Source organism: Staphylococcus sp. TCBT05, assembly GCF_055179755.1.
Genome location: NZ_JBUQDQ010000038.1, coordinates 23459 through 50116, shown reverse-complemented (window position 1 = coordinate 50116; position 26658 = coordinate 23459). Strand labels below are relative to the sequence as shown.

The window sequence follows — 26658 nt, the reverse complement described above, 5'->3', positions numbered from 1 at the left end:
TTTTTTTTGAGATTTTAGAAAGTTTTGTACAATAATGTTTAGAGAATTATAAAATTAAGTACGATTTAACCACACTCTTCGGAGATTATCTAATACAGTTTTCTCCCCTACGTGTGCTTGAATATAAAAACTTATAGAATGGGAGCAATGTGGAATGAAAAAGGTTTTAATTTTATTATTAGCAAGCTTTTTAGTATTAGCAGCATGTGGCAACAAGGAAGAAAGTAAACCAGAAGGTAAAAAAGAAACTAAATCAACAGACGAAAATAAAAAGAAAGAGTCTAAAAAGCAAGATAGAAAGAAATCTGACAACGATAAGAAAAAGGATACTGACATTGACAAACAACAAGTAGCTAACAACACCGATAGTCAACAAGATAATGACAGCGTAAGCAATGAACAACAAGACAATGCAACACAAGCTACCGAAGATCAACCAGCACAAGCAAATTACCAACAATCCCAACAAAATATTACAACTACAGAAAATAACAATACTTCGAATACTAATACTGTACAAAAATATGATTACGAGAACAACGGTATATATAGAACACCGTCTCAGCAAAAGGCACACGAGGATTGGGTGAATGGTCAAGATGAATGGAATAATGCAACACCTGCTGAAAGAGTAGAAATTCAAAAGAGAAATGCAGCAGAGGCAGGCGTAGAATATAATCCAAAAGATTTTGAAGTTGAATAACCACACGGGCAGTCCCCACTGCCCTATATATTTTTACCTTTTTTAGGATAAAATTTTATGCCTGTTAATAAAAAAGAAGAAAATAAAATGCTAGAAGCCTTGCGCGATATGTGAAACATAGATCCATATGAACGAACTCTTGAATTTGACATATTTTACAAAAGCAATACAAAAAAAACACCGTACCTCTATTACATAAAGGTTACGGTGTTTCATAAAAAATTAGAAAATATAAGTAGCGGAGAGTGAGGGATTCGAACCCTCGAGACGCTTGTGGCGCCTACACACTTTCCAGGCGTGCTCCTTCGGCCAACTCGGACAACTCTCCATTTCATTGTATTAAAAAAACAGAAGCGATATTTCACTTCTGTTTATATGACCCCGACGGGACTCGAACCCGTGTTACCGCCGTGAAAGGGCGGTGTCTTAACCGCTTGACCACGGGGCCATGGCTCCACAGGTAGGACTCGAACCTACGACCGATCGGTTAACAGCCGATAGCTCTACCACTGAGCTACTGTGGATAAATATTATTGGAGCGGGTGATGGGAATCGAACCCACAACATCAGCTTGGAAGGCTGAGGTTTTGCCATTAAACTACACCCGCGTATTAAATTATTATGGGGCGGATGATGGGAATCGAACCCACGGGTGTCGGAACCACAATCCGATGCGTTAACCACTTCGCCACACCCGCCACAAAAATCAGTAATGGTTCAGGACAGAGTCGAACTGCCGACACATGGAGCTTCAATCCATTGCTCTACCAACTGAGCTACTGAACCATAATATGTAATGGCGGTCCCGACGGGAATCGAACCCGCGATCTCCTGCGTGACAGGCAGGCGTGTTAACCGCTACACTACGGGACCAAAAACTATGTAATTGCGGGAGGCGGATTTGAACCACCGACCTTCGGGTTATGAGCCCGACGAGCTACCGAACTGCTCCATCCCGCGTTAATATTATTTATAACGCCTACCCAATTAATATATCATGTTTGTTAAGTTAATGTCAACACTTTTTTAAAAATAATTTACATTCACTTAATAAGTTATTAAATATTAAATGCGATAATTGTCGTTTGGACATCGCGTCTATCTCTTAAGACTTTATTAGTATATAAAGTTTTCGGCGTATAGTCAACAACTTCAAGAAAGTATTTTGTGTAAAAAAGGAACATAACAATATATTTTTACTTTTAGTTCCTTATTTATACAAATATTAATGGTAAATAAGGATTAAATCCCTATTTTTTTAGCTTTAAATGAACATGACATTTTAGTTCAAAGCTATTTTTCGTCATATATTATATTGAACTGAGTTACTTTTTCTTTTCAGATTATAAAATTATTCATATTTATTAATACTTTATTTCGTCATTATAGCTTGCATTTTCATTTGTAACGCATTAAAAGTGTCAAAGCCATCAGATTCTAAAAAATGTCCCCCATGGCTCGTAATTTTACAGCTACCACCTAATGTATCCATCAAACGTTTTGTTTCTTGGTAGTTAACATATTTATCATCGACTGCACATAATCCATAAAATTGTTCTACTTTAGACTTAACATCCTTATAATCAATAGATACATCTAACTCTATATTTTCATCTATATCATGGGCATCCTCTTTGAAACCTGAAATACTGAATAACCCTTCAACCTTGCCAATCGCTGTCTTTTCAATATATTTTAGTGCTGCCAATGTTCCGTATCCGTGAGTTACAAAATATGTTTCATATTTTTGTACTTGTATTTGCTCTTCCATTCGCTTAACCCAAGTATTCATATTTTCTCGATCTTCTACCGGTATATTGAATAAAGTCACATTATACCCCTCTAATATTAAATTATTGGCTAACCATTCGTACCAATGATTTGTTGCATCGCCATATTTTGAATGGACTATTATTATATCTGTCATTATAAGTCCCCCACTTCACTAAATTAAAGCCTATCTTATCCTTTTTTATTACTATATTAATATGTATATCACATTATTATTATCTCATATCTTCTTTATGTTTTTAAATTTTTTAATTAAAAAAGTCATTTCTAACTCTTTTAAATATTGAGTAGAAATGACTGTCTGTTTATAAATTTAAATCTATGAATAATTCTTCAACTGCATCTTTACCTTGTCTAATACAGTCAGGTAAACCGACTGCTTCAAATGAAGCGCCTGTAATTCGTAGGTTTGGATAAGTTTTTTTCACATGCGTTTGAATGTCTTTTATTTTATCTATATGGCCAACTTTGTATTGAGGCATACTTTTTGGCAATCTATTTACAATACTAAATTCTGGATCACCTTTAAATTTCATCATTTGACTTAAATCACGTCTCACAATTGATACGATTTCTTCATCTGTATGATCTTGAACTACTGTATCACCTGGTTTACCAATATAGGCCCTTATCAATACTTTTCCATCCGGAGTAGTAAAAGGCCATTTCTTCGTTGTCCATGTACAAGCTGTAATATCAGTTTGACTTGTACGCGCAATTACGAATCCAGTACCGTCATGAGTATTTTCAATATTCTGCTGATCAAATGCCAAGACAACTGTAGCCACTGAAGTCGAATCCATCGATTTAAAATAATCAAATACTGGGTCGTTTTCAAACCATTTTGTAAATGTTTCATGAGGTGTAGTAATTAGTAATCCATCATGACTAAATGTAGAATTGTCATCTATAACTAAGTCATAACTTTTTTGATTTTTACGTATTGCTGATACTGGCGTATTATATTTTATTTCAACACCTTGTTTAATAACATAATCAACTAAATGCTCAATAAATGAACTTAAACCATGTCTAAATTGTTTAAATTGACCTTTTGGTGCACCTGGATATAATTGACGCTGTTTTTGACGTTGTTCCTTTTCATATTTCATACCTTTAATTAGGCTACCAAATTGTTCTTCTCTTTGTTTAAACTCAGGAAAGGTACTCATTAAACTTAAATCATCAATATCTGTACCATATATGCCACCCATCAACGGTTCAATTAAATTTTCAAGTATTTCATCGCCTAATCGTTCACGGAAAAACTGACCTACAGAGATATCATTATCGATACTTAATGATGGTTTAATTAAATCTTTACCCGCACGTAACTTACCTAATGGAGAAATTAATTTTGTCTTTAAAAAAGGCTTTATATCTGTTGGTATACCAAGTATTGAACCACCGGGAATTGGATATAGTTTATTTTTAGCATAAATATATGATTGCCCTGTTTGGTTTGTGATTAAATCCTCACCTAATCCAATCTCTTCAGCAATTTCTGTCATAATTTGCTTTCTGCCTAAATACGATTCTGGTCCCAATTCAATCGTATATCCATCTTTTCTATAGGTTTGTATCTTACCGCCTGCTCGATTCGATGCTTCATAAATTGTCACCGAACATTCTGGGTGTTGCTTTTTAATAAAGTAAGCACTAGACAAGCCAGTGATACCTGCACCGATGATTGCAATATTTTTACTCACAGTATTTCACGCTTCCTTTAATAAACATTTTTAACTTCGTCTACGATTGCACCTATAAATAAGGGGTCTGTATTTGGCATAGTCGGTCTATAATAATTTACTCCTAATTCATCACAGACGACCTTACATTCATAATCATTATCATATAGTACTTCTAAATGTTCACACACAAATCCCACTGGTGTGTAAATAAAATGTTTGTATTTATATTCATCATACAATTCACGTGTAAGGTCTTGCACATCAGGTCCTAACCAAGGTGTTCCAGTATTACCTTCAGATTGCCAACCTTCAGCAACATGTATAATATTTGAATGTTGTTGCAATAATTCTGCAGTATGATGTAATTCTTGTGGATATGGATCATTATTTCTTTCGATTAATCCTTTAGGTAAACTATGTGCAGATACTACAAGCACTGTATCTTCATGTTCAGTTGAAGGTATCTGTGTCAAAGTTTCGTTGATTTTTTGAGTCCAGTATTGAATAAATTTCGGTTGTTCATAATAATGTTCAACATGTTTGAAAGTTATATTATATTGTTCTGCTGCTTCTACTGCACGTTTATTATAAGAGCCTACAGAAAAGCTTGAATAATGAGGCGCTAAAACAACTGTAACCGCTTCAGTAATACCATCGTTATGCATCGCTTTTACTGCATCTTCGATAAATGGATGAATATGTTTCAATCCGATATAAAGTTCAAATTCGACATCTGAATATGCTTCATTTAATGCTTTACATAATGCTTCTGCTTGATTATTTGTAGTTCCCGCTAATGGTGATAAACCACCGATGAATTTATATCTATCTTTTAGGTCTTGCAACTCAGCTTCAGTTGGTTTTTTACCATGTCTAATATCAGTGTAATAAGCTTCAATATCACTTTCTTGATATGGAGTACCGTACGCCATAACTAATAAGCCTATTTTTTTTGTCATTTTAATATCATCCTTTGTATTGTTTTTATAGATGGACATGACATAATTACTTGTCTTTCTTGCTCGTTATATTTTATGCCTTACTATCTTTGTGTATATTGGTGAACAAACTGAGTTACCTTTTTCAAGGTCTCAGGATCAACTTGTGGGAATACACCGTGTCCCAAATTAAATATATGTTTACCGTGATTTAAACCTTCATCTAGTATCGGTTTTAATCTTTCCTCTATTACATCCCATGGTGCTAATAAAATAGAAGGATCTAAATTACCTTGTAACGTCTTATTAATATTCAAATTATTTGCTTCTTTAATCGACATTCTCCAATCCAAGCCCAACACATCGATAGGCAAATCATTCCATTCATTAACTAAATGACTTGCACCAACACCGAATAGAATAACAGGGACATCATGTTTCGCCTTTATGCCACTAATTAATTTGTTCATTGCTGGTTTGATATAATAACGATAGTCTTGGACATTTAATGCACCAACCCAAGAATCAAAAACTTGAATTAACTCAGCGCCTGCTTCTATTTGAGCAGATACATAGTTAATTGACATTTCTACAAGGTGATCCATTAAAGCAAACCACGTAGCTTCATCTCTATACATCATCGCTTTTGTGAAATTGTAATTCTTAGAAGGTCCTCCTTCTATCATATAACTCGCAAGTGTAAAAGGCGCTCCAGTAAATCCGATTAATGGTACATTTAATTTTTCTTCTGTTAATAATTTAATTGTATCTAATACATATGGTACATCTCGTTTTGGGTCAATCATCCCTAACTTTTCGACATCTTGAATGTTTTTAATAGGATTATGAATAACAGGGCCGATACCTGATTTGATTTCAACATCTACACCAATGGGTTGCAACGGTGTCATGATATCTTTATAAAGCACTGCAGCATCTGTATTGTAATTGTCTACAGGTAAGTGCGTAACGTATGCACATAACTCTGGTTGATGCGTGATTTCGAATAGTGAATACTTTTCTTTTAACTTTCTATATTCTGGCTGTGACCTTCCTGCCTGACGCATAAACCATACTGGCGTGTGAGTGACATCTTCACCATTTATCATATTTAAAATTGTATTATTTTTGTTATGCACCTTAATGCCCTCCTACATTATAATCATTCTTATCTATAATACCACATTGGCATATATTGCGTATTTCTTTGTGCTTAAATGTCATAAAAAATTCAAATCAACTTACATATATGTCTCAATCATTTGACTATTGTTTTCTAGTGAAAATCTATTATAATGTTATCTAAGCATATTTTATAATTATTTGGGAAAATAGATAGAAGTATATAAAAAGCATTTTATTCCTATTATATATTGTAAAACAAAGCAAGGGGGAAAATCTCATGAAAGTTTATGCATCATATGGTACATTTGGTTATTTAAATCAAATTAGACTTAACAATCCTGATCACAATTTATTACAATTCTCAGCATCTGATTCTTCAGTTATTATAGAAGAAACAGAAGACAAATCAGTGTTAAAACAGCCATTAGTTTACGATGTGTTGAAATCAGAAGGTGAATTAAATAAAGATCATTTCTTCTCAGTGATATTTATTCCAACATCTGATGATCACGCATATCAATTAGAGAAAAAATTAGAAAATGTTTCTACAGATTTTAACCAATACGCTGGTTATCGAAGCTATCGCTTTTTAAAACCCGAACAAGGTCTAACTTACAAAATTTATTTCGGTTTTGAAAGTAGAACAGCATATGAAGATTTTAAAGCATCTGATGTATTTAAAGATAATTTTGACAAACTTGCTTTAAGTCAATATTTCGGTTCAAGTGGTCAACATTCAAGTTACTTTGAGCGTTATTTATTCCCGATTGATGACAATTAATATTTAAAAATCAAAAAAAGTGGTTACTATTCATTTAAAATGAGTAGCAACCACTTTTTTTAGTCTCTTAAAAGTGTTTCTTGATATTTTAATTTTTTCACTACATTTCTAACTGTAAGCCAGCCTACTAGGAAAAAGATTACCCCAGCAAAACCATAAGTAGGATTTACAATAAAGTAAACGATTAAGAATATGATCCCTATAATGAACATAAGTCGATTTAAAAATTGCTCATATCCCCTAATCACTTTACTATCAGGAACTGGCCATACTTGAGGCCAAAGCCCATATGCTTGTTGTGTATAGAATTGTGCCATTTGCAGTAAGATAATATACATAAACAAACTACCTATGATGAGTGCTACCACTGGTTGTTGTAACCAAATGATTAATATAATTGCAATCACTACAAGACGCAATATAATATGAAATGCATCCTTCCCTCTAGCGAAGCTGCGCGTAAATAAATATAAATACATATGCTGTGCATTGAACTTTTTCTGTTTCGGTGTAGTTAATAATGGATCTAAATAACTTCGTCTTACCGCAGTCTCTTTTAAATGTTTGACGTCAGTAAACATATTTACAAATTTATAATAATTCATGTGATGTTGTTGTTCTATTTTAATTAATTTTTCCCAAGGGAATAAATGTTTATCTGTACTTTTGTATAAAATAATGGCTAACCCAATAAGGATAAATACTGCTACTATACTTGCTATGCTTTTCACTCCTAAAGCAACATAATAACTCGATGTATATATAATCAGGAGTAAGGTATATAATGACCAGCTTTCTAGTTTATATTTATACCATAACCATTTTAATACAAGGCCTAATAAAGGTAATAATAATGCCAAGATTGCAAATATAACGTAAAAACCAAATGTTTGACCATTTAAGACATAGAATAATGGAAACAATATCACTATCATTAATATCTGTAACCCAATTCGAGTAAAATAACTATAACTTATACTTTGTTTCATATATTCTGACATGTGTTTTTCAAATGGTAGTAAGAATAATCGATCTGCGTCTTTTAATAATGTTCTAATTGGAAAAATTGAAATCACAGCCATAACTACGCTAGCAATTAAGGCATAATTTATATGTTTAGGTATCGATTGTAACCAACCAGCATACCCCATAATAAAGGCACCGAGTAAAATAACTAGAAATACAGAGAAGTGGCCATTAAAAATAAATTTATTATAATATCTCTTCTCTTTAGCTATTTCACGTTTGCGTTGGATAAATAATTGTTTCGCATTTGTGGTCATCTATCGTGTCCACCCTGTGTAACATGAATATATATTTCATCTAATGTTTTTCCATGTAATCCAGTTTGTGCTCTTAATTCTTCTAAATTTCCAAACGCAACACGTTCACCTTTATCCATTATTAAAAATCGGTCGCAATATCGCTCGGCTGTAGCTAAAATATGCGTACTCATTAATACAGTTCTGCCTTCTTCTTTCTTTTCAACCATTAAATCTAACATTGATTGAATACCAAGTGGATCAAGGCCTAAAAACGGTTCATCAATGATATATAACTCTGGATCGACGATAAAGGCACAAATAATCATCACCTTTTGCTTCATGCCCTTTGAGAAGTGACTCGGAAAAATATTGAGTTCGTTTTCTAAGCGAAATGTTTTTAATAAAGGTAGTGCACGCTTCATCGCTTCTTCCTTATCTATATCATATGCCATAGCAGTCATATAAATATGTTCTTGTAAAGTCAATTCTTCATAAATAACGGGCGATTCTGGTATATAGGATAATTTCCTTCTATATGTTTCTACATCTTCATTAATATTTATATCAGAAATCGTTAATTCGCCTTCCATTGGTGTCAACAATCCAAGCATATGTTTGATAGTTGTACTTTTTCCTGCACCATTGAGTCCAATTAAGCCTACAATTTCACCTTTTTTTAATTCAAAATTCATATTTTTAATAACAGGTCGTTTACCATAACCGCCTGTTAAATTTTCTACTTTTACTGTCATGAGGCACCTCCATAAATTATATTGTATCAAAAAATGCGTGTTCTTCATAAATTTACAATGATAAATGACGGAAAGAAACGACTAATGCTATAATAGTCAGTAACTATCATAGAAGGAGTGAAGATTTATGTCAGAAACAATCTTTAGTAAAATTATAAATGGCGATATACCTAGCCATAAAGTATACGAAGATGATTATGTTTATGCTTTTTTAGATATTTCACAAGTAACTAAAGGTCATACATTATTAGTTCCAAAAAAAGTTTCTGCTAATATTTTTGAAACAGATGAAGAAACTATGAAACATATTGGGGTTGCTTTACCAAAAGTTGCAAATGCAATTAAGAAAGCTTTTAATCCTGATGGACTAAATATTATACAAAATAACGGTGAATTTGCCGATCAATCTGTTTTCCACCTTCATTTCCACCTGTTACCAAGATATGAAAACGATGTTGATGGTTTTGGTTATAAATGGACAACACACGAAGATAGTATCGATGATCAACAAAAAGCAAAAATTGCAAAAGAAATCGCTGCTCAATTCAACTAAACATGCTTACCACATAGTATAATGGGTATATAAAAAATGTTAATGAATAAGAGATATTTAGAAATGAGGAGAATTTTTATGAAAACAGCTCAAATTTTATTAGGAATTAGTGCTGGAGTTGCAACTGGTCTAGGTGTTGCATTAATGAATCGTGATAAAAAAGAGTCGATTGAATTAAACGCCCAAACTAGAAAGCCAACTGGCGCTGAATCAGAAGTAAGCAGAGAAATTAATTCTATCAAACAAAATATAAATGATATTGTAAATTATGTAGCTCAAATCAAATCTGAAAGTACAGAATTTGGTAGCTCAATAGGCGACGAAGTAAAAACAATGATTGGTGACTTTAAATCAGATATTGATCCTAATATTAAACGTCTGCAATCTCACATTGAAAACCTTCAAAATCGTGGCGAAGAAATCAGCAAAACATTTGAAAGTGATAAATAACTCTTATTGAATACTAAGCTACATCGTTTTATTATTATAAATCAAATCCAACTTACTCCTATTCTCTATGGAGTAAGTTTTTTTATTTCAATTTTAAACACTAATTTTCTATGAACACATTAATACCCTTTCGCTAGTAATTTGTAGGAAATTATAGCTTGACGTTTAAGAATTTAAGTTAGATAATACGAAAGTATATTAACTGTTCTTATTAATCAAAAGGAGTATGGTGTTTAAATGTATTTATGCTCTCGTCAAATTGATATAAATGCACGTTTCGGACTACCTAGAATTGCATTTCTAAGTATCGTTACAACGATTATTACTTTTTTAATTGCTTATGAAATTTTGTACTTCTTTTCAGATACAAAGTTAACGGATCGATATTTTATAATATTTTTAATTTTCGTCGTTTTTTTATATCCAATTCATAAGGCCATTCACTTAGCCTTTTTATTTCCGTATTATAAATCCTTTCGAAAATACAAATTAATTAGAGGTAAGTATGTCCCATTTTATAATACCTATGTAAACACTCCTGTGAATAAGTATTATTTTTGTTTTGATTTAATCACACCTGTGTTAGTCATCACACCGATTTGTGCATATATTAGTGCTTTATTTCCACAATATGGTCATTACCTCATGTTTATCATCGCTTTAAATATGGGTTACTCAGTGATGGATTTTCTTTATTTAAAAATAATTCTTTTTTCTAATGAAGGAAAATTTATCGAAGAGCACCAAACAGGTATAAATATTTTAAATAAAGTAGAAATGAATCAAAATTTACAATAACAATTTTATGTAACAAATTATCTGTTAACATAATTACAAAGCAACTTCTATTACATGGATATAGAAGTTGCTTTTTTTGTTTTTTAATTGTCATTAATACTTTGCTCAATATCATTTCTCAATTTATTATTTATTAATATTACGCATACACTATCAAATTATCGCTATGCTATATCTTCTAACTAACTTTAGTACATTTATTTAAATTACTTCCAAAATTGCAATTCCTCCTAGTACTATAGTCTTATTAACGGGGTTTCTAATTGGTGTATAATCAATAATATGTTATATTTACGTTGTTATTATTACAAAAGGAGTTTCCAACTATGAAATCATTTAAAAAAGTTTTACTTCCAATTACGGCAAGTGCCTTATTATTAAGTGCTTGTGGTAATAGTGCTACAGATTCTAAAGATGATACAATTATTTCTTCAAAAGCTGGCGACGTTAAAGTCGAAGATGTAATGAATAAATTAGGCGACGAACAAATCGCAAATAGTTCATTCTCTATCTTGTTAAACAAATTATTGGCAGATAAATACAAAGATAAAGTTGATACTAAAGATATTGATAAAGAAGTTGAAAAAGAACAGAAGCAATATGGCGGTAAAGACCAATTTGAAAGCATGTTAAAACAACAAAAAATGACACTTGATGACTACAAAGAACAGAAAAAATTACAAGCTTATCAAAAGGCATTGTTAAATGACAAAGTAGATATATCTGACAAAGATATTAAAGAGAATACTAAAAAAGCTTCACACATCTTAATCAAAGTTAAAGAAAACAAAGATGATAAAGAAGGCCTTTCAGATAAAAAAGCAAAAGCAAAAGCTGAAGAAATTCAAAAAGAAGTTGCTAAAAATCCTGATAAATTCGGAGAAATTGCTAAGAAAGAATCAAAAGATACATCATCTGCGAAAAAAGATGGTAGCTTAGGTTACGTAATCAAAGGTCAAATGGATAGCACATTTGAAAAAGCATTATTTAAATTGAAAGAAGGCGACGTATCTAAAGTCGTTAAAACAGATTACGGTTACCATATCATCAAAGCTGATAAAGAATCAGACTTTGATAAACAAAAATCAAAACTTAAATCACAATTAATCCAACAAAAAGTGCAAAAGAATCCTAAATTACTAACAGATGCTTACAAAGAATTACTTGATGAATATAAAGTTGACTACAAAGACAGAGATATTAAAAAAGCTATTGAAGATTCAATCTTAGATCCAGATAAGATTAAACAACAGCAGCAACAGCAGCAACAACAACAAGCTATGCAACAAAGTGGTTCTAGCATGTCAACTGGACAATAACGTATTATATCAAGAAATTATTGGTTCATTAGACAAGACGCTTATGCTACACATAGTAGACACTAAGACAATTTAATAAATATATACGTATGATATATATAATACAAATCAAATCATTAATATCATTAATGTAGTCAGTGACTTAATTACTTCTAACTACAAAATAAACGTCAATTTCTATCTTTTACTAATAGAAATTGACGTTTTGTTTTTCTGTACAGTTATTTTACGTCACACTGCCCTAGTCTGATACTATTCAACAAAATTGAACAATTTATAGATCAGTACATAGCGATATCTAACATAAATCAGATATGTACAATATATAATTAAGCTGTATACAGATTAGCATACTATCCTTTTAAAATTCACGTACCTTCAACCATGCTCTACACATCTATTATTATCAGCTAGCTCCAAATCATCATTTTTGATATTGATTCAATATCGCCTTCAACTTCGTCATATAATTTATTTTTAATGATTCAGGGTATAGAATTTTAACATTTTCACCAAGTGATATTAAATAATCAATCATATACTGTAGTTCACCTTCATTATATCCACCAACAATAAATGGTTTGTCCTCAATATATTCTAATGACATATTAGGATAGGATTTTTTTAAAAATAATTCCACTCCAAAGGCTGTTAATTCACATTTAAAGTTTATATCGTGATAGTTCTGTTCATAGTCAATTTCTAAATCAGACAATTGTGAGCGTGTATATTTAGCTAAATTATCTTCTACTTTTTCAAGCATATCTACATAATCACAGCGATATATGCCCCACTGACCACGAATCAAGTCCATGCCACTAAAAAACCATACACCACTTCTATAAAATAATTCATAAATCTGTATACGCTCATAAATAATTGGTTCATATTGGGAATAATGTATCATTACAACATCATTACTCTGGATAACTTCTAATATCGTAGCTAAATATTTTGTTTTTTTCACAGGTGAAACTGTATGAAAATGTATGTAATTTAGCGTTTCAGTAATTTCATTCCTTAAATTTGGCGATATTGTTGCGGACAATTTTTCACTAAGTTGAGCATACGTTTTTTCAAAAGGAGTTGTAGTTAATGCGCTCATTGATTTTAATGCATAAAATATTGCCAACATCTCATTATTATTGAAGTAAATTGGAGTCAATAAATTTTCAGAAATTATTTTATAACCACCGAATCGACCATTTTCAACATACAATGCTAATCCCATTTCTTCTAAAGCTTTTATATCTCTTATCGCTGTACTTTTCGAAATATTAAATTCGACCATAAGATCCTTTAAATGAAAGCTTGATTTATCTTTAAAAAAAATGAGCTCCATATTTAAACGTTCTGATTTTTTCATAAAATACTCCTTTCAATGGTTTCATATTCTGACACCTTTAAATAATATACTAAGTATATCAAATGAATAAGGAGCTATTACAATGAAAACACTATTAATTAATGCACATCCAAATTACTATAATATGAATACGTATTCTGCTAAATTACAAAATTTATTCAAGCACGAAATCGCAACACACTTCCCTGATACAGAAATAACTACTTTAAATATATATGAAACTGTAATTCCTAAGTTAGATAATCAACAATTATTAAACATTTGGGAAAAGCAAAATAATCATCAAAAACTTGATACCATTGAATCTCAACTGTTTAATATTTGGACCGAATTAATTACTCAATTTAAAGAGCATCACCGTATTGTAATTGTGATGCCTATGCACAATTTTAATATACCTTCAAAATTGAAGGACTATATGGACAACATTTTAATTGCTCGAGAAACATTCAAGTATACTTCTGATGGTTCAGTAGGATTAATGACTGATAATTATAAAGGCTTATTATTACAAGCGAGTGGATCCGTCTATACTAATAATGATCGTTATACCAAACTTGAATTTTCATATGACTATTTAAAAGCGATGTTTGAAGAAATAATGGGCTTTGATTCATTTGATATCGTTCGTGCAGAGGGTACAGCGATTTATAGCGATAATGAAGTAATGACAAATGCCCAACGAAAAATGTTTAACAAATTGCCAGCATTTTATAAATAAAAAAGTAACAATCGCTGTTTAAATGACTTATAACGCTTCTACAACAACTTATTTAAGCACATAAAAATCCCACTATAAACTATAATAATCACAGTTTATAGTGGGATTTTGTATTAATCGATTGACTTCGGATTATAAAATTGACGGCCTTCTAAACCAAAGATACGTTCAGTAAATTGACCTTTGTCAGTCTTTTTATAGGCTTTTTCAAACATATTCATCTTAGCATCTATGTTATCGATAAAGAATAATATTTCCGCTTCCTTTAAATGTGGTAATTTCGGTGATCCGAACTCCATTTTACCATGGTGGGCCAATATCATGTGTCTTAGTAACATAACTTCTTCACCATCAATTTTCAATTCTCTCGCTGCTTCTGCAACTTCATCACTCGCAATTGAAATATGCCCAAGTAAATTCCCTTCTACTGTATAAGAAGTAGCCACTGGACCACTTAGTTCTTTTACTTTACCTAAATCGTGCAAGATAATCGAACTGTATAACAAACTACGATTAAGTAACGGATAAATATCACATATTGACTTAGCCACACGTAACATTGTTAACACGTGATAGCTTAGACCACTAGAGAAATTATGATGATGCGTACTCGCAGCTGGAAATGTGAAAAATGCCTCCTGATACTTTCGGATTAAATGACGTGTAATACGTTGTAAACTCGCATTTTCAATTTCTAACATAAAGTGAGCAATTTCATCTTGTATTTCATCTGGCGATAATGGTGCTCCATCAATAAAATCGTGTGGTTTAAGGTTTTCTTCAGATGTTGCAAGACGAATTTTATTGATCTTCATTTGCTTTCTACCACGATAATTAATGACATCACCTTGTACATGTACAATTTTTTCTGGTTCTAATATTTTCATATCATCCTTAGTAACTGTCCACAATTTCGCCTCTATATCACCACTTTTATCTTGCAAGTAAAGTGTCATATAATCTTTCCCTTGTGCAGTAACACCCTGTGTCGCTTTGTGAATTAAGAAAAAGTGATCTACAGCATCTCCTGGGTTTAATTTCTCTACATTTCTCATTATTTACCGCCTTCCTCATATTTGTTCAGTGTGATTATTTGTTTTGAAGGCACACTTGTATCTTTCACACAAGTAAAGTATAACATTTGATAATTTGACGGCATTTGTCTTAAATAGTTCATCATGATTTCCTTTCTGCGCTTATCAAAATGAACAAATGCATCATCTATGATAATTGGGAATGGATAGTACGGTTTTAACGTCTTAATTAAACTAAGTCTTAATGCAATATATAAAATTTCTTTCGTTGACTGACTCAATTCAACAGGCTCATACATTTGTCCATTATAATGTTTAACCATTAATTCATCATTGGCATAAGTTACTTGTACATAATTACCATTTGTTAAATGACTAAAAATATCTGTTGCTTCATTTATCACTTGTGGCAAACGTTTATCTTTTATTTGCTTAATGTGGCCTTCTACTAATGACTGTAAGTAACTTAGGCTAGCCCAATCTTTGGCTTCATCATTAACCTTATTTTTGAGAATGTGGAACTTATGACGTAAGTCTGCTAAAGTCTTATCGGTCTCCATATCTGTAATTTTAGCATTTAAGTCACTCACTTCTGCCTGCATTTCTAAATATTGGTCATTATAATCATCTACTTGACGTGATAATGTTTCATCCTCTTCTTGAAGTTGAGCCAATGTTTTCTCACTCAATTTAGAACTCACATCATATGAATAATTTTGATTTTCAAGATATTTAGATAAATCATTAAATCTTGACATTTGTTGTTGATACGTTTGATATTGTACATGGTGTTGATAGTAGTCCTCTTCATTTTGAACATTTACAAATCCAAAGAGTTCACTAATTACATTATTATTTTCTGTCAAACGCTTTTGTAATTGACCAAGTTCACTTTGTAATAATTTAATTTGTTCATCATTGCGGTTCCATTTATCAACATTATTTGTCTCTTCTTTCAACCACTGATTCACATCGTGAAATAATGACAAATCACTTACATAAGTAAACTGATTTTTAGTAACTTCCTTTGCATGATTATAAAATGCTATAATTTCTTCTTTCAATTGACGCGCCTGTTCAGATAACTCAATAATGTGCGTGTCATGTTCTTTTACTTTATTCATTGTTGCAATACTATCTATGATTAATTCATCAGACATTTTATCAGAAAGGTATAAATCGGCTTTCACACTATTAATATTATTATCAGCAGTTTGATAGTGTTTTTTAGCTTGTTCTAAATTCGTCGTTAAATAGTTTGCTTTTTTATCTAATGCCTCTTTAGTCTTAATTGCATTTTGTAATTGTTCTCTAACTCTATATTGATCATCTAAGTCAAAGTCTAAATCATAATTATCTTCTAAATGCTTGATTTTATGTTGTAGGTCATCAATTTCTTTAGAAAAAGTTTCACTATGTCCAACTTCTTTTGATTTAACCATAAAAATACCAATTATAAAGATTACAGATAAAATTGCAAATATAACACCGAAAATGACATTTGCTGATACAAATGAAAATATAGTTAATCCAATGCCTATAACCGCTAAGATAATTAAACTCATACGGAATAGATTTTGTTTTCTCTCATTTTCACGTTGTTCAATATCAAAAGCTTCTTTCATTTTCTGATATAAATTATTTTTTTCTTGTAATTCAAATACACGCTTATTATATTGTTTCTTTTTCTCAAAGTTTTCTTCAGGAACAATATCCTTTTCTAATGCATCCATCTCTGCATTATTCGTATCTTTATCTATTTTATTTTCTTCAATATTGCGTTCTAACTGTTGAATAATAGCTGTTTGTTCTTGTTTATGCTTAATTTGATTACTAATATGACTCTTCATTGCTTCAGAACTATCAACGTGATGATGTACATCTTGCCAACCAATATTTGATTTTAAACCTGTTTTTTCGCGTTCTTTATCTGAAATGTCTTTTTCTAAGGATTTTAATTCATATTCCTTTTGCTTTATTTCATTTTCTTGTTGCTGAATATGATTAAATGCATCAATATCACTTTGCTTTGGTAAGTTAATTTTGTCGTTTTCTGCTGTTAAATGCGCTAAGCGTTCTTCACGTAAACCAATATCTCTTTTTAAGTTTTGTGTTTGAAGTTTAGCAGCTTCATATCGATCAATACCTTGTTCTGGAAATTGGATTGGTTCTATATTTAAATCCGCTTCCAATGCTTTCCATTCTTGAGTTTGTTCATGTAAAGCTAATTCTTTTTGTTTTTGATCGTGCATTTTAGATAATTGGGTTAAATTTTGTTTCAAATGATTCAAACGGCGTTCTGACTTATCTTTATCATCGACAAAACGTTTATAGTTTGTTAGCTTTGCTTCTTCTTCTCTAATTTGAGTTTCTAATTCTCTCAATTGCTCAATTTGTTGATTAATTATAGGGTTACGACCATTTTTCTTATACAACAATTCCTTCTTCTCATTCACTAGTTCACGCATACTTGTGAATTCTGTCGAACCTAAAGCGCCTGCTTGTAATAAATAATTTTGAAGCTGTGTTTCATCCATTTTCTTATGAATATCTTGTAAGCCCAATACATCAAAAGAAAATATGCCTTGATATGTACGTTTAGAGATATAATTCAACTCTTTTTTCAGCCATGCCTCATCTTTAATCATACCATTTGGTAAATAAACCTTTACATCGCCTACTGCACTACCTTTAATACGTTCAACCTCTACTTGTGAGCCATCATCTTGGATTAAGGTTAACTTTCCACCATATTGATTGCCCATACGTGGTTCTAATCTTGGTTCATTTTCCTTTTTAGTCGGGAAACCGAATAGTATTGAGTGAATAAAGGCTTGTATTGTAGACTTACCAGTTTCATTTTCACCATAAATCTCCGTAAAATGATCATCAAAATCAATTTTCCTCTCTACAAAACGACCATAACCATAAATTTCTAATGATTTGATTTTCATTTTATTCCCCCCTCATATCTGACTTCAATAGTTGTTCAGCGTGTTCAATCAACTGACGTCGATCAAAGTCATTATAATTTTCAAGGTACTTAGAAGCTTTAGGGTTTAAATATAAGTCATTCATCGCTTGATCGAAAACACTATTGTCTGCTATAAGTTCTGGCGCAAACTCTTTAACTAACGTATTTTGATCTTCAAATTGGTTGCGGATAGTCAAGTCTTCAATAAATACAAAATTATGTTCATTTTCTTCATAATCACTAATCATTTCTTCAACTTGAATTAAATCTTGTTCAGACACAAATTGGTCAGTGGTAATTTCTACTGTAAGTTGATAAATTGATTTACCATTCTTTCTTACTTGTTCCTTGAAGGCCTGTATCACTTCAAATAAACCTTGCTTCGAGGTTTTATCCGTTTCTATTGTTGCCTTTTCAAAACGAATAAATTGAGTAGGTACAAATGTTACGTTGAGCTTTAAATTGTCTCCTTCTACTAGTAAGCAGCCTTTCTCGCCAAGTTCCTTAAAATGACGACCTTGAATATTACCAGCATAATGAATTTGAGGCATATCACTTAATGCTTGCCTTTCATGAATATGACCGAGTGCCCAATAATGATATAACTTACTATTTAAATCTTCTAATCTAAATTCCGTATATCGATCTTTTGAATTTGTCTTACTGTATGTTCCATGTAAGATACCTATATGAATACCTTTTTGACCTTGACTTGATGGATAAGCATCTATTTTATTTTCATAACTGGCATCATTTTGGTAACTGAAACCATGTAAATAGATTTCTTCTCCACTTTTAGTAATAGTTTGATATGTTTCAACATTTTCAGAAAACACCGACACATTTTCTGGCCATTCAGTACCAATATTTGCAGATAATGGATCGTGGTTTCCATGACATATATATACAAAAATTTGCTCTTTTGCTAATCTATTAAATTGTTCTTTTAAAAATACTTCTGCTCGCAATGTACGATTCTCTTGATCAAATAAATCACCAGAAATAATTAGAAAATCAACTTCTTCATTCAATGCTAAATCTATAATTTTTTTAAAGCTTTCATAAGCACTATTTTGCATATCTTCAAATATAGACTGACTCAAATAACTTCTAGATTTAAAAGGGCTATCTAGATGTAAATCAGCACAATGAATAAATTTAACCATATGATATATGTTCTCCTTTATAGAAAGGTATTTGTAGCTATGTATGCTATGCTATAAAATTAATTTCAACAAAAATAATTTGCTTATTAAAAAGCACACATGTCACCACCTAGTATCTATATATTTTACCACAATGGTAAAGCATCAGTCGATAAAACAAGTAATGACAATATATTACATTTACTGTTGATGAAATCACTCAATACAAAAAAAGCTGTCGACAAAGTTTGAAACTTTGTCGACAGCTTGAAAGTTGTACAATATTAACTATATGTTAACTTTCACAAATCATTTCCACGATAAAATTTTGTATTAGTCAGCGTAGATTTCGTCTAAAGGTTTAACGATGATTTGGTTGATTTCTTGGAATACTTGGCTCATGTTTTGCTCAGCAGCCATTAATTCAGAAATATTAGAGTCATTTTCGATTTTTTGAGCTTGTTCTTGTGCTTTTTGTAGCTCTTCTTCACCGATTTCTTCACCTTGCATTTGTTTTTGTTGGAAGCTTAATTGAGTTTCACGGAACTCATCGAATAAGTCTTTTGATTCTTGATTTTCTTTAACTTTAGTATAAGCGTTTTGAATTGCTTTGTATTCATCACTTTCTCTTAAAGCTTGTTCTAATTGATTAGCATGATCGTATAAATTTACTGCCATTCTGCTTCACTCCTTTTGTGTTTATGTGTTAAAACCACATCGCTATTACAATAACATAATTTATTATGTTATACAAAGATAGCAATTACGCCTTGTAATAGACCAATAATACCACCCAATAAAAAACCAAGAAACATGATTAATTTTAATTCTTTATTGGCGATATCAATAATTAATTTTTCAATATAGTCTAAATCGAATGTGTTGATTTGTTCCTCTACCAATTGTCTTAAATTGATCTTTTTCATTATTGGTGAAAGATGTTCTGATGCATTTTCTATAATTACATCTGTTAATTTCTTTGCTACTTTATTTTCTAAGAAAGATATAAAGTTTGGCATTAATTGATGTAATGGTTGTTGCGCTTTGTCATCTATAGCTAGATAGCTTACTGCTAAATCACTTGCTGACTGCTTAAACGAATCAAATTGAGTGGCAGTCACTAATTCAGATAGGTGTTTGGTTTTAATCGTCTGATATTCACTATCAATCACTTGAGTTGCAATTGACTTCGCTTTCGGATGCTGTGTCAATCTAATTAATTCTTGCTGTATACGTTCAGCGATACTTTCCTTCGTCATAAACATTTGTAATAACCCTACGATTTTCCCCTTTTCTTGGAAAAATGTATCTAACATCGATGCAATATCTGTTGCACCTTTATCAGATTGTAAATAAACACGTGCCCTCGAAAATAATAAATCCGGTAATAACGTAACTTTTTCATCAATTGCTTGTTCAATTTCTTCAGGCAAAATCATATTCACTGGTTGGTCTTTATGTTCTAAATAAAATTTATCCAAATTAGTATGAACTAACTGTTGTAATTTATCGTTTGTATAGTCAGTGACATCAACGTCTAACTTATTTGCAAAATATTGTATTGTTGTAGAATCTTGTTTTAATTTAGCTATTTGTTGTAGTAATAATGCCTCTATCGCTTCTTTAGAAGACGGTGCATTTAATTTTGATTTAAATACTGATTCTGTAAGTAAATGCTCCTCTACAACTTGTCCTATTTTATCTGCGATTTCACCACGTCTTTTAGGAATAAGACCTGGTGTGAATGGTACTCTTTTTTTAAATATATAGTATGTTTTAAAAGGATGGAATAACATTCGAACTGCAATTACATTTGTTACACCACCAATTAACGCACCTATAACCATCATAAATATTATGATCAGAAATGCATGCATTTACATAAACTCCTTTAAATATTATCTTTATAAGTCTTATTTATACGTAAAACTATTTTCACATTGTATAACATACCATACTTGAATGTGTAGCATAACACCTTTTTATGTTTATTAATTTGTTTATAAAAATAAAAAAGACCTAAATCTCTGTTTAGGTCAAATTTATAATATAGTGACTAAATCATTCAAATATAATTTAAGCACTTTCTTATCTTTAAAACTAAATCATATAAATAATGATTCTTCTATCACTTTATAATGCATTCATTTATACGTGCATTAATTCTTCTTTAGAAATTCTACCGAAATATGTTTCCGCTTCTCTCATTTTTGAAGTACCAAAAATAGGTTGCGTTTCTTTATTAAGCACACGATAGATATCGCTAACTTTGTTACTTTGTAAAATAAAACCATTTCGAGTATCTACAGTATTCCAATAAATATCACTTGTAGTTGAATGATTTGGATATGCACAATGGTTACGAGAAATTGTTTGTACCATTTCTAATGGATCACAGCCAAACGTACTATTTAGTACATCTGAATCTCTAAATAATGCACAAATTGACACACATGTTGTCCAGTTAGGTAATACTCTCTCTTTTTCTATTTGAACTAATGTCTTCTTTGAAAGACCTATAGTCTGAGCCATAGTATCTTGCGTATAACCCGCTTCGATACGAACCATTTTAAATTTTGTTTGAATTAAATCTGTAAAAGTCTGTCTATCCATTACTTTAATCTACCTTTCATAAAAGAATATTTTATCCGGACACAAGAAATTGCAAAAATACACGCTTCTTGAAACACAAATTACATCTTAATATAAATTTTAATAAAATAAAAGAGTGAAATGAAATTTTCATTGTTTTTAATTATTGGCGAAATTATCAAAATAATCAATCTTATTCCCTATATTGCCTTAACAACCGACAACAGGCATTGTGAAAGCGTATTAATTCATTATGTAGTATCGCATACTAATTACTTTTTACTTTTTTGAAGTAAAAAGACCATAATTATTATAGCCTAATTCACTACGTCTCGTACAGTTAAAAATTAATTTCTTATAAAATTGCAAAATACAATTATATTGATTTACTTTATTCAGAATCTTCATTATAATTTGAATTACTTTTAAAATTTGAGGTGTCCATATAAATGAAAGATAAATACATATTATTAGCAACTTGTTCAGATAAAGTCGGCATTACGTCACTCATTACCAACATTATTGCTAAACATAATTCAAATATTTTACACCTTGATCATTTTACAGAATATGACAGTGATCAAGATTCAGAAGGTAAATTATATTTAAGATTTGAATTTGAAAAGGTTGATACATTGAAACAAGCCTTAGAACAAGAGTTGCAAGACAATAATATCGAATTTGAATTATTTGATAATAGTAAAAAAACAAAAATTGCATTATTTGTTTCTAAAGAAGACCATGCTTTTAACGAAGTATTATTAAGAGTACAACGTGGTGAAATTCCTGCCGAAATCGTTTGTGTTGTAAGTAACCATGAAAATAATAAGCATTTTGCTGATGCTTTCAATATTCCTTTCTTCCATGTACCAAGCACACAACCTAAGGAAGAAGTTGAACAAAAAATCTTAGATATATGTGCGCAACATGAAGTAGAATTAATCATTTTAGCAAAATACATGCAAATATTAACAGATAACTTTGTTAGTCACTATCCAAATCAAATTATAAATATTCACCACTCATTCTTACCTTCGTTTATCGGGGCAAACCCTTATAAACAAGCTTGGGAACGTGGTGTGAAACTTGTTGGTGCTACAAGCCATTATGTTACTTCTGATTTAGATGAAGGGCCAATAATTGATCAAGATGTTACACGAATTAACCACAGATATAATGTTAAAGATTTACGTAAAATTGGCCGTCATGTAGAATCACGTGTCTTAGCTCAAGCTGTTGAGTTACATGTACAACATAAAGTTATTGTCACTGAAGGTAACAAAACAATTGTATTTGCTTAAATCTACATTCGAACAATATTAAATATAACACAACTGTTTAATTATGCATTTCACTATTCATTAATTGGAATAAATACATGAGTTGTGACACTGTTTTATAATAAATTGTCTATCTCGCTAGATATTAATATCAATGTCTGGCGAGGTCTTTTTTTTATTTAAAATGAATTTCGACATTAAAAATATTGACAACTAAATGATTTAAAGCGCATTCTTTTTAGTAATAATATTGTTTTAGTTAAAATTAATATTTAACTATTTGAAAAAACCTGATAATATAAAAAAATTTTCTAAGTTTAAGCACTATCATATTATTGTAAATCTGTATTTCATTTGATATATATATGCATAATTATCCATACAATTTTATATTACTTATTATTGATCACTTTCAATATATTAGCTTTTTATAAATATTACTCCCCTTTAACTCGCTTTTTTTTCTAATTAAGAAGATTTTAACGACCATTTATACTTAAAAATATTTCGTTTATTTTCTATTATGTATTAAACTATTTGAAATATAAAAACCAACCCACTCAATTGCTTTAAGTAGGCTGGTTTAAATTCGTTCTGTCTTATCCTATATCAATTTGTATTATTGAAATTAGCTTGCGTTTCTGATTCTAAGCGTTGTAATATATTTTTATAAATTCTTAAATTATTGCTTTGGTCAATATTTGTAAAGATAGATTGCTTATTAACCGGTTTAACATCATTTGTTCCTTCAACATATGATTTAATTAAAGTCACCAGACTTTTCTCATCATTTACAATATCTCCGAGGAAGGTTTCATGAATCGGTCTTAGAATTCCTTTTCTAAAGAAGCGTTTAACGTCGAAATGATAGAATATTACTGGTTTATTCATATAAGTAAAGTCAAAGCTCACACTGCTATAGTCGGTAATTAGCAAGTCATGTTCAATTAACAATGATTGTACCGTACGTTCACCCAACTCTACATATTTCACTCTAATATGGTTATTCGTTAAGAATAATTTGAAATAATGCTGCGCTCTATAATGTGGATAAAAATTAATTTCTATATTGTTATTTTCAATTAATTGATTTAGATCTCTATTTTTTGTTAAATTCAAATATCTCTCTAAATATTCACTATTTTCAAAGGCAATATCACTATTCAACCAGTCTCTCCATGTCGGCATAATTAATACCTTTTTAATTTGTTGATTATCTTCGTTAATTGGTAGTTCATCAAATCTCGACAATCCTGTCACATATACGTTTTGTGGAGCGTATCCCATTTGATTCACTACAACGTCTTGCTTCTCACTTTCACTACTTACATTAAACATATCAAATGGCAAATCATAGAATGCTTTATGATATTCAACATTTTTACGACCTAACACACCATGCTGTAAAAATACTTTCAATGTATGCTCATAACCATAAAAACCTTTCGCAGGCTTATATGGAAGTACATTTTCTAAATCGTGTGTTGAGATTAATACCTTCGCTTTATTTGCAATTTCAAAGTGTTTCAACGAACCAAACTCTAAAACATTATCATAATCTTTTATTTTTGAATAATCTGCTGATTCCGTATCTATTACATAATAAGCGTCAATATTCGTATATTGCTGCAACCATTTAAAGAACACAATGCCATTATCTTGAGCATTATCAAATCTTTCAGAAATCAACCAAGTATTATTATCTTTTTTAGCAGCATTCATAACATTCATTTGTTCTTTTGTAATAGAAAATCTCTCTAATTTTATATTTTTGAATGGCGTAATTGTGCTTAAATAAAATACCCTCTCATTTATTGAATCAAATACATGTTGCGAGAAAAATGCATCCTTCTTATAATTAACGGTTCTATATCGTATTTTTTCTTTTCTTACAATTGTGTCCTCTTCTTTTATATTAATAAATAAGTCCACAACAGTTTTTGATTTTGACACTATTTGATCTATTGCTTCATAATCTAATTTTAGTTCAGTCTCACCAACATCAATTTGATATTCAACGCAATCATTCGTGTATCTATCTTCAAATGTAAGCGTAAATGTACAATGTGAATACAAATCATCCGCTTTAATGAAGAAATTGATTTTATCATTTTTAATATAGTTTATTCCATTTTTGAAAAAAGGCTTCCTATATAATAATTCAATGCCTCTTTTAGAATAGAATTCCATAATGTAATACTGATTGTTAATACTAATATTTGATTGATAAACGGCCCTATCAGCATATTGTTCGCGTATACTATAAATTACACTTCGTTCCGTATCTCCATCAATTTCAATACCTTCTATATATAGTTTCTTTTTAGATGCATTTTCAGTCAATGTCTCAAAAGGTATTTTCGCTGTTAGATGATCATCAAATGTTCTTACCGGATAAGTTTCAATTGTATGATTTTCATTATTCATTAAAACTAAATTTTCGAATTTAATTATCGGTTCTGTTTCAGTTTTATTAATTTTAACTATATAGCCAGTCTTGTTTGGCGCCTCGTTAATAACAATATTAGAAACGTTCAATATTTTGTGATACACATAGAATTGTCTATCATTTATTTGAATATGATAGTGATATAAATTAAACTCATATTCATCATTAAATTTAACCCTATAGGCAACGTCATCTTTGATTAAAAATACTCGATCAAATTCTTGCATAACAAGGGATTCGATATTCTCAATTGGAATTGTAAATTGAGCGTCACCAATCTGTTTTATATCAATTAAAATATTATCTGATTCTTTTACCAACAGTAATTGGTTGAAATTAATATTTTTGCTCGTATTAAAAATCAAATTGGAACCTTCAATATATGCTCTACTTTTAACATATTTATTTAAAAATAGTTGAGATTCATTGACCTTTTTAATAAACATATCTTTGCCCGTTTTAAATTTACACAGTACGTTATCTAAAGAAAGGTATAACTCATTTTCTACAGTATTCTTAACCCATAACTTTTCATTGTTATAATATAAATTCAATTTCAAAAAAGGCTCATATTCTTGAAATACTAAATCCGCTTTATCCACTTCCATTACTAAATGATTGAGTTTAGCTTTTCGAAATTTAGCAGCAGTCTTTTTATTTTGAACTCTTAGCTCAAAACCTGATTCCTTAGGTAAGATGAAATTTTTATATTTAAAAACAATTTCAATCTTATGACCTTTATCATATAGATCTATACAATCAAACTTTTTAATTAATAAGTTCTTTACGTTATATAGTATCCCCATTAACATCTCTCCTATTCATATTTAATAATTTAAATATCGTAGTTGCAAAGAGACATAATTTTAATTATCTATATTTCACTTTTATAACTTCCCAGTTACTTCGATGTATAACATGTTTATTCCCG

22 protein-coding genes and 8 tRNA genes are annotated in these 26658 nt (G+C 30.6%); 8 read left to right on the top strand and 22 right to left on the bottom strand.

Annotated elements, in window-relative coordinates; all coding sequences use genetic code 11:
* Positions 1-154: 154 nt before the first annotated feature.
* Positions 155-703, top strand: coding sequence for a hypothetical protein (locus tag ACY191_RS07395; RefSeq protein ID WP_229367309.1), 549 nt, complete (start codon positions 155-157; stop codon positions 701-703).
* A gap of 239 nt (positions 704-942) precedes the next feature.
* Here the strand turns inward: ACY191_RS07395 and ACY191_RS07390 are convergent.
* From ACY191_RS07390 to hemE, 12 genes are all read right to left on the bottom strand, one after another.
* Positions 943-1031, bottom strand: a tRNA-Ser gene (locus ACY191_RS07390).
* 48 nt (positions 1032-1079) lie between these two features.
* Positions 1080-1151: transfer RNA gene (locus ACY191_RS07385), tRNA-Glu, on the bottom strand.
* Between the two features lies 1 nt (position 1152).
* Positions 1153-1227, bottom strand: a tRNA-Asn gene (locus ACY191_RS07380).
* Between the two features lie 10 nt (positions 1228-1237).
* Positions 1238-1311 (bottom strand) — tRNA-Gly (locus ACY191_RS07375).
* 14 nt (positions 1312-1325) lie between these two features.
* Positions 1326-1401: transfer RNA gene (locus tag ACY191_RS07370), tRNA-His, on the bottom strand.
* A 15-nt stretch (positions 1402-1416) separates the two neighbouring features.
* A tRNA-Phe gene (locus ACY191_RS07365) sits at positions 1417-1489 on the bottom strand.
* An 11-nt stretch (positions 1490-1500) separates the two neighbouring features.
* Positions 1501-1576, bottom strand: a tRNA-Asp gene (locus tag ACY191_RS07360).
* 13 nt (positions 1577-1589) lie between these two features.
* A tRNA-Met gene (locus ACY191_RS07355) sits at positions 1590-1663 on the bottom strand.
* A 412-nt stretch (positions 1664-2075) separates the two neighbouring features.
* Positions 2076-2630 (bottom strand): RBBP9/YdeN family alpha/beta hydrolase, encoded by a 555-nt coding sequence (locus ACY191_RS07350; protein ID WP_042740039.1) that lies wholly within the window; start codon positions 2628-2630, stop codon positions 2076-2078.
* A 169-nt stretch (positions 2631-2799) separates the two neighbouring features.
* Positions 2800-4203 carry a protoporphyrinogen oxidase gene (gene hemY / locus ACY191_RS07345; protein ID WP_229367361.1) on the bottom strand — a complete coding sequence of 468 codons (1404 nt, stop codon included), beginning with the start codon at positions 4201-4203 and terminating at the stop codon, positions 2800-2802.
* A 17-nt stretch (positions 4204-4220) separates the two neighbouring features.
* Entirely contained in the window at positions 4221-5144 is a 924-nt protein-coding gene (hemH, locus tag ACY191_RS07340; protein WP_107580215.1) for a ferrochelatase, read from the bottom strand.
* An 83-nt stretch (positions 5145-5227) separates the two neighbouring features.
* On the bottom strand, positions 5228-6262 hold the full coding sequence (hemE, locus tag ACY191_RS07335) for a uroporphyrinogen decarboxylase (protein WP_042740036.1): 1035 nt from the start codon (positions 6260-6262) through the stop codon (positions 5228-5230).
* Between the two features lie 263 nt (positions 6263-6525).
* On the opposite strand from hemE, the gene ACY191_RS07330 reads away from it, so the two are divergent.
* A complete protein-coding gene (locus ACY191_RS07330) occupies positions 6526-7029 on the top strand; it encodes a signal transduction protein TRAP (RefSeq protein ID WP_042740035.1) in 504 nt (167 codons plus the stop codon).
* Positions 7030-7088: 59 nt separating this feature from the next.
* Here ACY191_RS07330 and ecsB read toward each other — a convergent pair whose 3' ends face one another.
* Positions 7089-8312, bottom strand: coding sequence for an ABC transporter permease EcsB (ecsB, locus tag ACY191_RS07325; protein WP_042740034.1), 1224 nt, complete (start codon positions 8310-8312; stop codon positions 7089-7091).
* Complete coding sequence (gene ecsA / locus ACY191_RS07320; RefSeq protein WP_229367362.1) at positions 8309-9046, bottom strand: ABC transporter ATP-binding protein EcsA; 738 nt, start codon at positions 9044-9046, stop codon at positions 8309-8311. Before ecsA ends, ecsB begins: the two co-directional genes overlap by 4 nt.
* A gap of 127 nt (positions 9047-9173) precedes the next feature.
* On the opposite strand from ecsA, the gene ACY191_RS07315 reads away from it, so the two are divergent.
* From ACY191_RS07315 to prsA, 4 genes are all read left to right on the top strand, one after another.
* Positions 9174-9599 (top strand): HIT family protein, encoded by a 426-nt coding sequence (locus ACY191_RS07315; protein ID WP_042740032.1) that lies wholly within the window; start codon positions 9174-9176, stop codon positions 9597-9599.
* A 78-nt stretch (positions 9600-9677) separates the two neighbouring features.
* On the top strand, positions 9678-10049 hold the full coding sequence (locus ACY191_RS07310; RefSeq protein ID WP_042740031.1) for a YtxH domain-containing protein: 372 nt from the start codon (positions 9678-9680) through the stop codon (positions 10047-10049).
* 237 nt (positions 10050-10286) lie between these two features.
* Positions 10287-10847, top strand: coding sequence for a DUF3267 domain-containing protein (locus ACY191_RS07305; RefSeq protein ID WP_042740030.1), 561 nt, complete (start codon positions 10287-10289; stop codon positions 10845-10847).
* Between the two features lie 326 nt (positions 10848-11173).
* Positions 11174-12166 carry a peptidylprolyl isomerase PrsA gene (gene prsA / locus ACY191_RS07300; RefSeq protein ID WP_042740029.1) on the top strand — a complete coding sequence of 331 codons (993 nt, stop codon included), beginning with the start codon at positions 11174-11176 and terminating at the stop codon, positions 12164-12166.
* Positions 12167-12590: 424 nt separating this feature from the next.
* Here prsA and ACY191_RS07295 read toward each other — a convergent pair whose 3' ends face one another.
* Entirely contained in the window at positions 12591-13532 is a 942-nt protein-coding gene (locus tag ACY191_RS07295) for a helix-turn-helix transcriptional regulator (protein WP_463269992.1), read from the bottom strand.
* An 82-nt stretch (positions 13533-13614) separates the two neighbouring features.
* Here ACY191_RS07295 and ACY191_RS07290 point away from each other — a divergent pair, with 82 nt between their 5' ends.
* A complete protein-coding gene (locus ACY191_RS07290) occupies positions 13615-14253 on the top strand; it encodes an FMN-dependent NADH-azoreductase (RefSeq protein ID WP_229367364.1) in 639 nt (212 codons plus the stop codon).
* A 113-nt stretch (positions 14254-14366) separates the two neighbouring features.
* Here the strand turns inward: ACY191_RS07290 and yhaM are convergent, their stop codons facing one another.
* The 6 genes from yhaM to xdrA all read right to left on the bottom strand — a co-directional run bounded on the left by yhaM (position 14367) and on the right by xdrA (position 22019).
* A complete protein-coding gene (gene yhaM, locus ACY191_RS07285; protein WP_042740026.1) occupies positions 14367-15308 on the bottom strand; it encodes a 3'-5' exoribonuclease YhaM in 942 nt (313 codons plus the stop codon).
* Positions 15308-18241 (bottom strand): ATP-binding protein, encoded by a 2934-nt coding sequence (locus ACY191_RS07280; RefSeq protein WP_229367365.1) that lies wholly within the window; start codon positions 18239-18241, stop codon positions 15308-15310. Before ACY191_RS07280 ends, yhaM begins: the two co-directional genes overlap by 1 nt.
* A gap of 1 nt (position 18242) precedes the next feature.
* Entirely contained in the window at positions 18243-19427 is a 1185-nt protein-coding gene (locus ACY191_RS07275; RefSeq protein ID WP_042740024.1) for a metallophosphoesterase family protein, read from the bottom strand.
* Between the two features lie 312 nt (positions 19428-19739).
* Positions 19740-20084 carry a YlbF/YmcA family competence regulator gene (locus tag ACY191_RS07270; protein ID WP_042740023.1) on the bottom strand — a complete coding sequence of 115 codons (345 nt, stop codon included), beginning with the start codon at positions 20082-20084 and terminating at the stop codon, positions 19740-19742.
* A 68-nt stretch (positions 20085-20152) separates the two neighbouring features.
* A complete protein-coding gene (locus tag ACY191_RS07265) occupies positions 20153-21283 on the bottom strand; it encodes a DUF445 domain-containing protein (protein ID WP_463269991.1) in 1131 nt (376 codons plus the stop codon).
* Between the two features lie 271 nt (positions 21284-21554).
* On the bottom strand, positions 21555-22019 hold the full coding sequence (xdrA, locus tag ACY191_RS07260) for an XRE family transcriptional regulator XdrA (protein ID WP_042740021.1): 465 nt from the start codon (positions 22017-22019) through the stop codon (positions 21555-21557).
* A gap of 428 nt (positions 22020-22447) precedes the next feature.
* Between xdrA and purU the strand changes: the two genes are divergently transcribed.
* Positions 22448-23299 (top strand): formyltetrahydrofolate deformylase, encoded by an 852-nt coding sequence (gene purU, locus ACY191_RS07255; protein WP_042740020.1) that lies wholly within the window; start codon positions 22448-22450, stop codon positions 23297-23299.
* A 588-nt stretch (positions 23300-23887) separates the two neighbouring features.
* Here the strand turns inward: purU and ACY191_RS07250 are convergent.
* Positions 23888-26533, bottom strand: coding sequence for a CDP-glycerol glycerophosphotransferase family protein (locus ACY191_RS07250; RefSeq protein ID WP_463269990.1), 2646 nt, complete (start codon positions 26531-26533; stop codon positions 23888-23890).
* Positions 26534-26658: the final 125 nt, after the last annotated feature.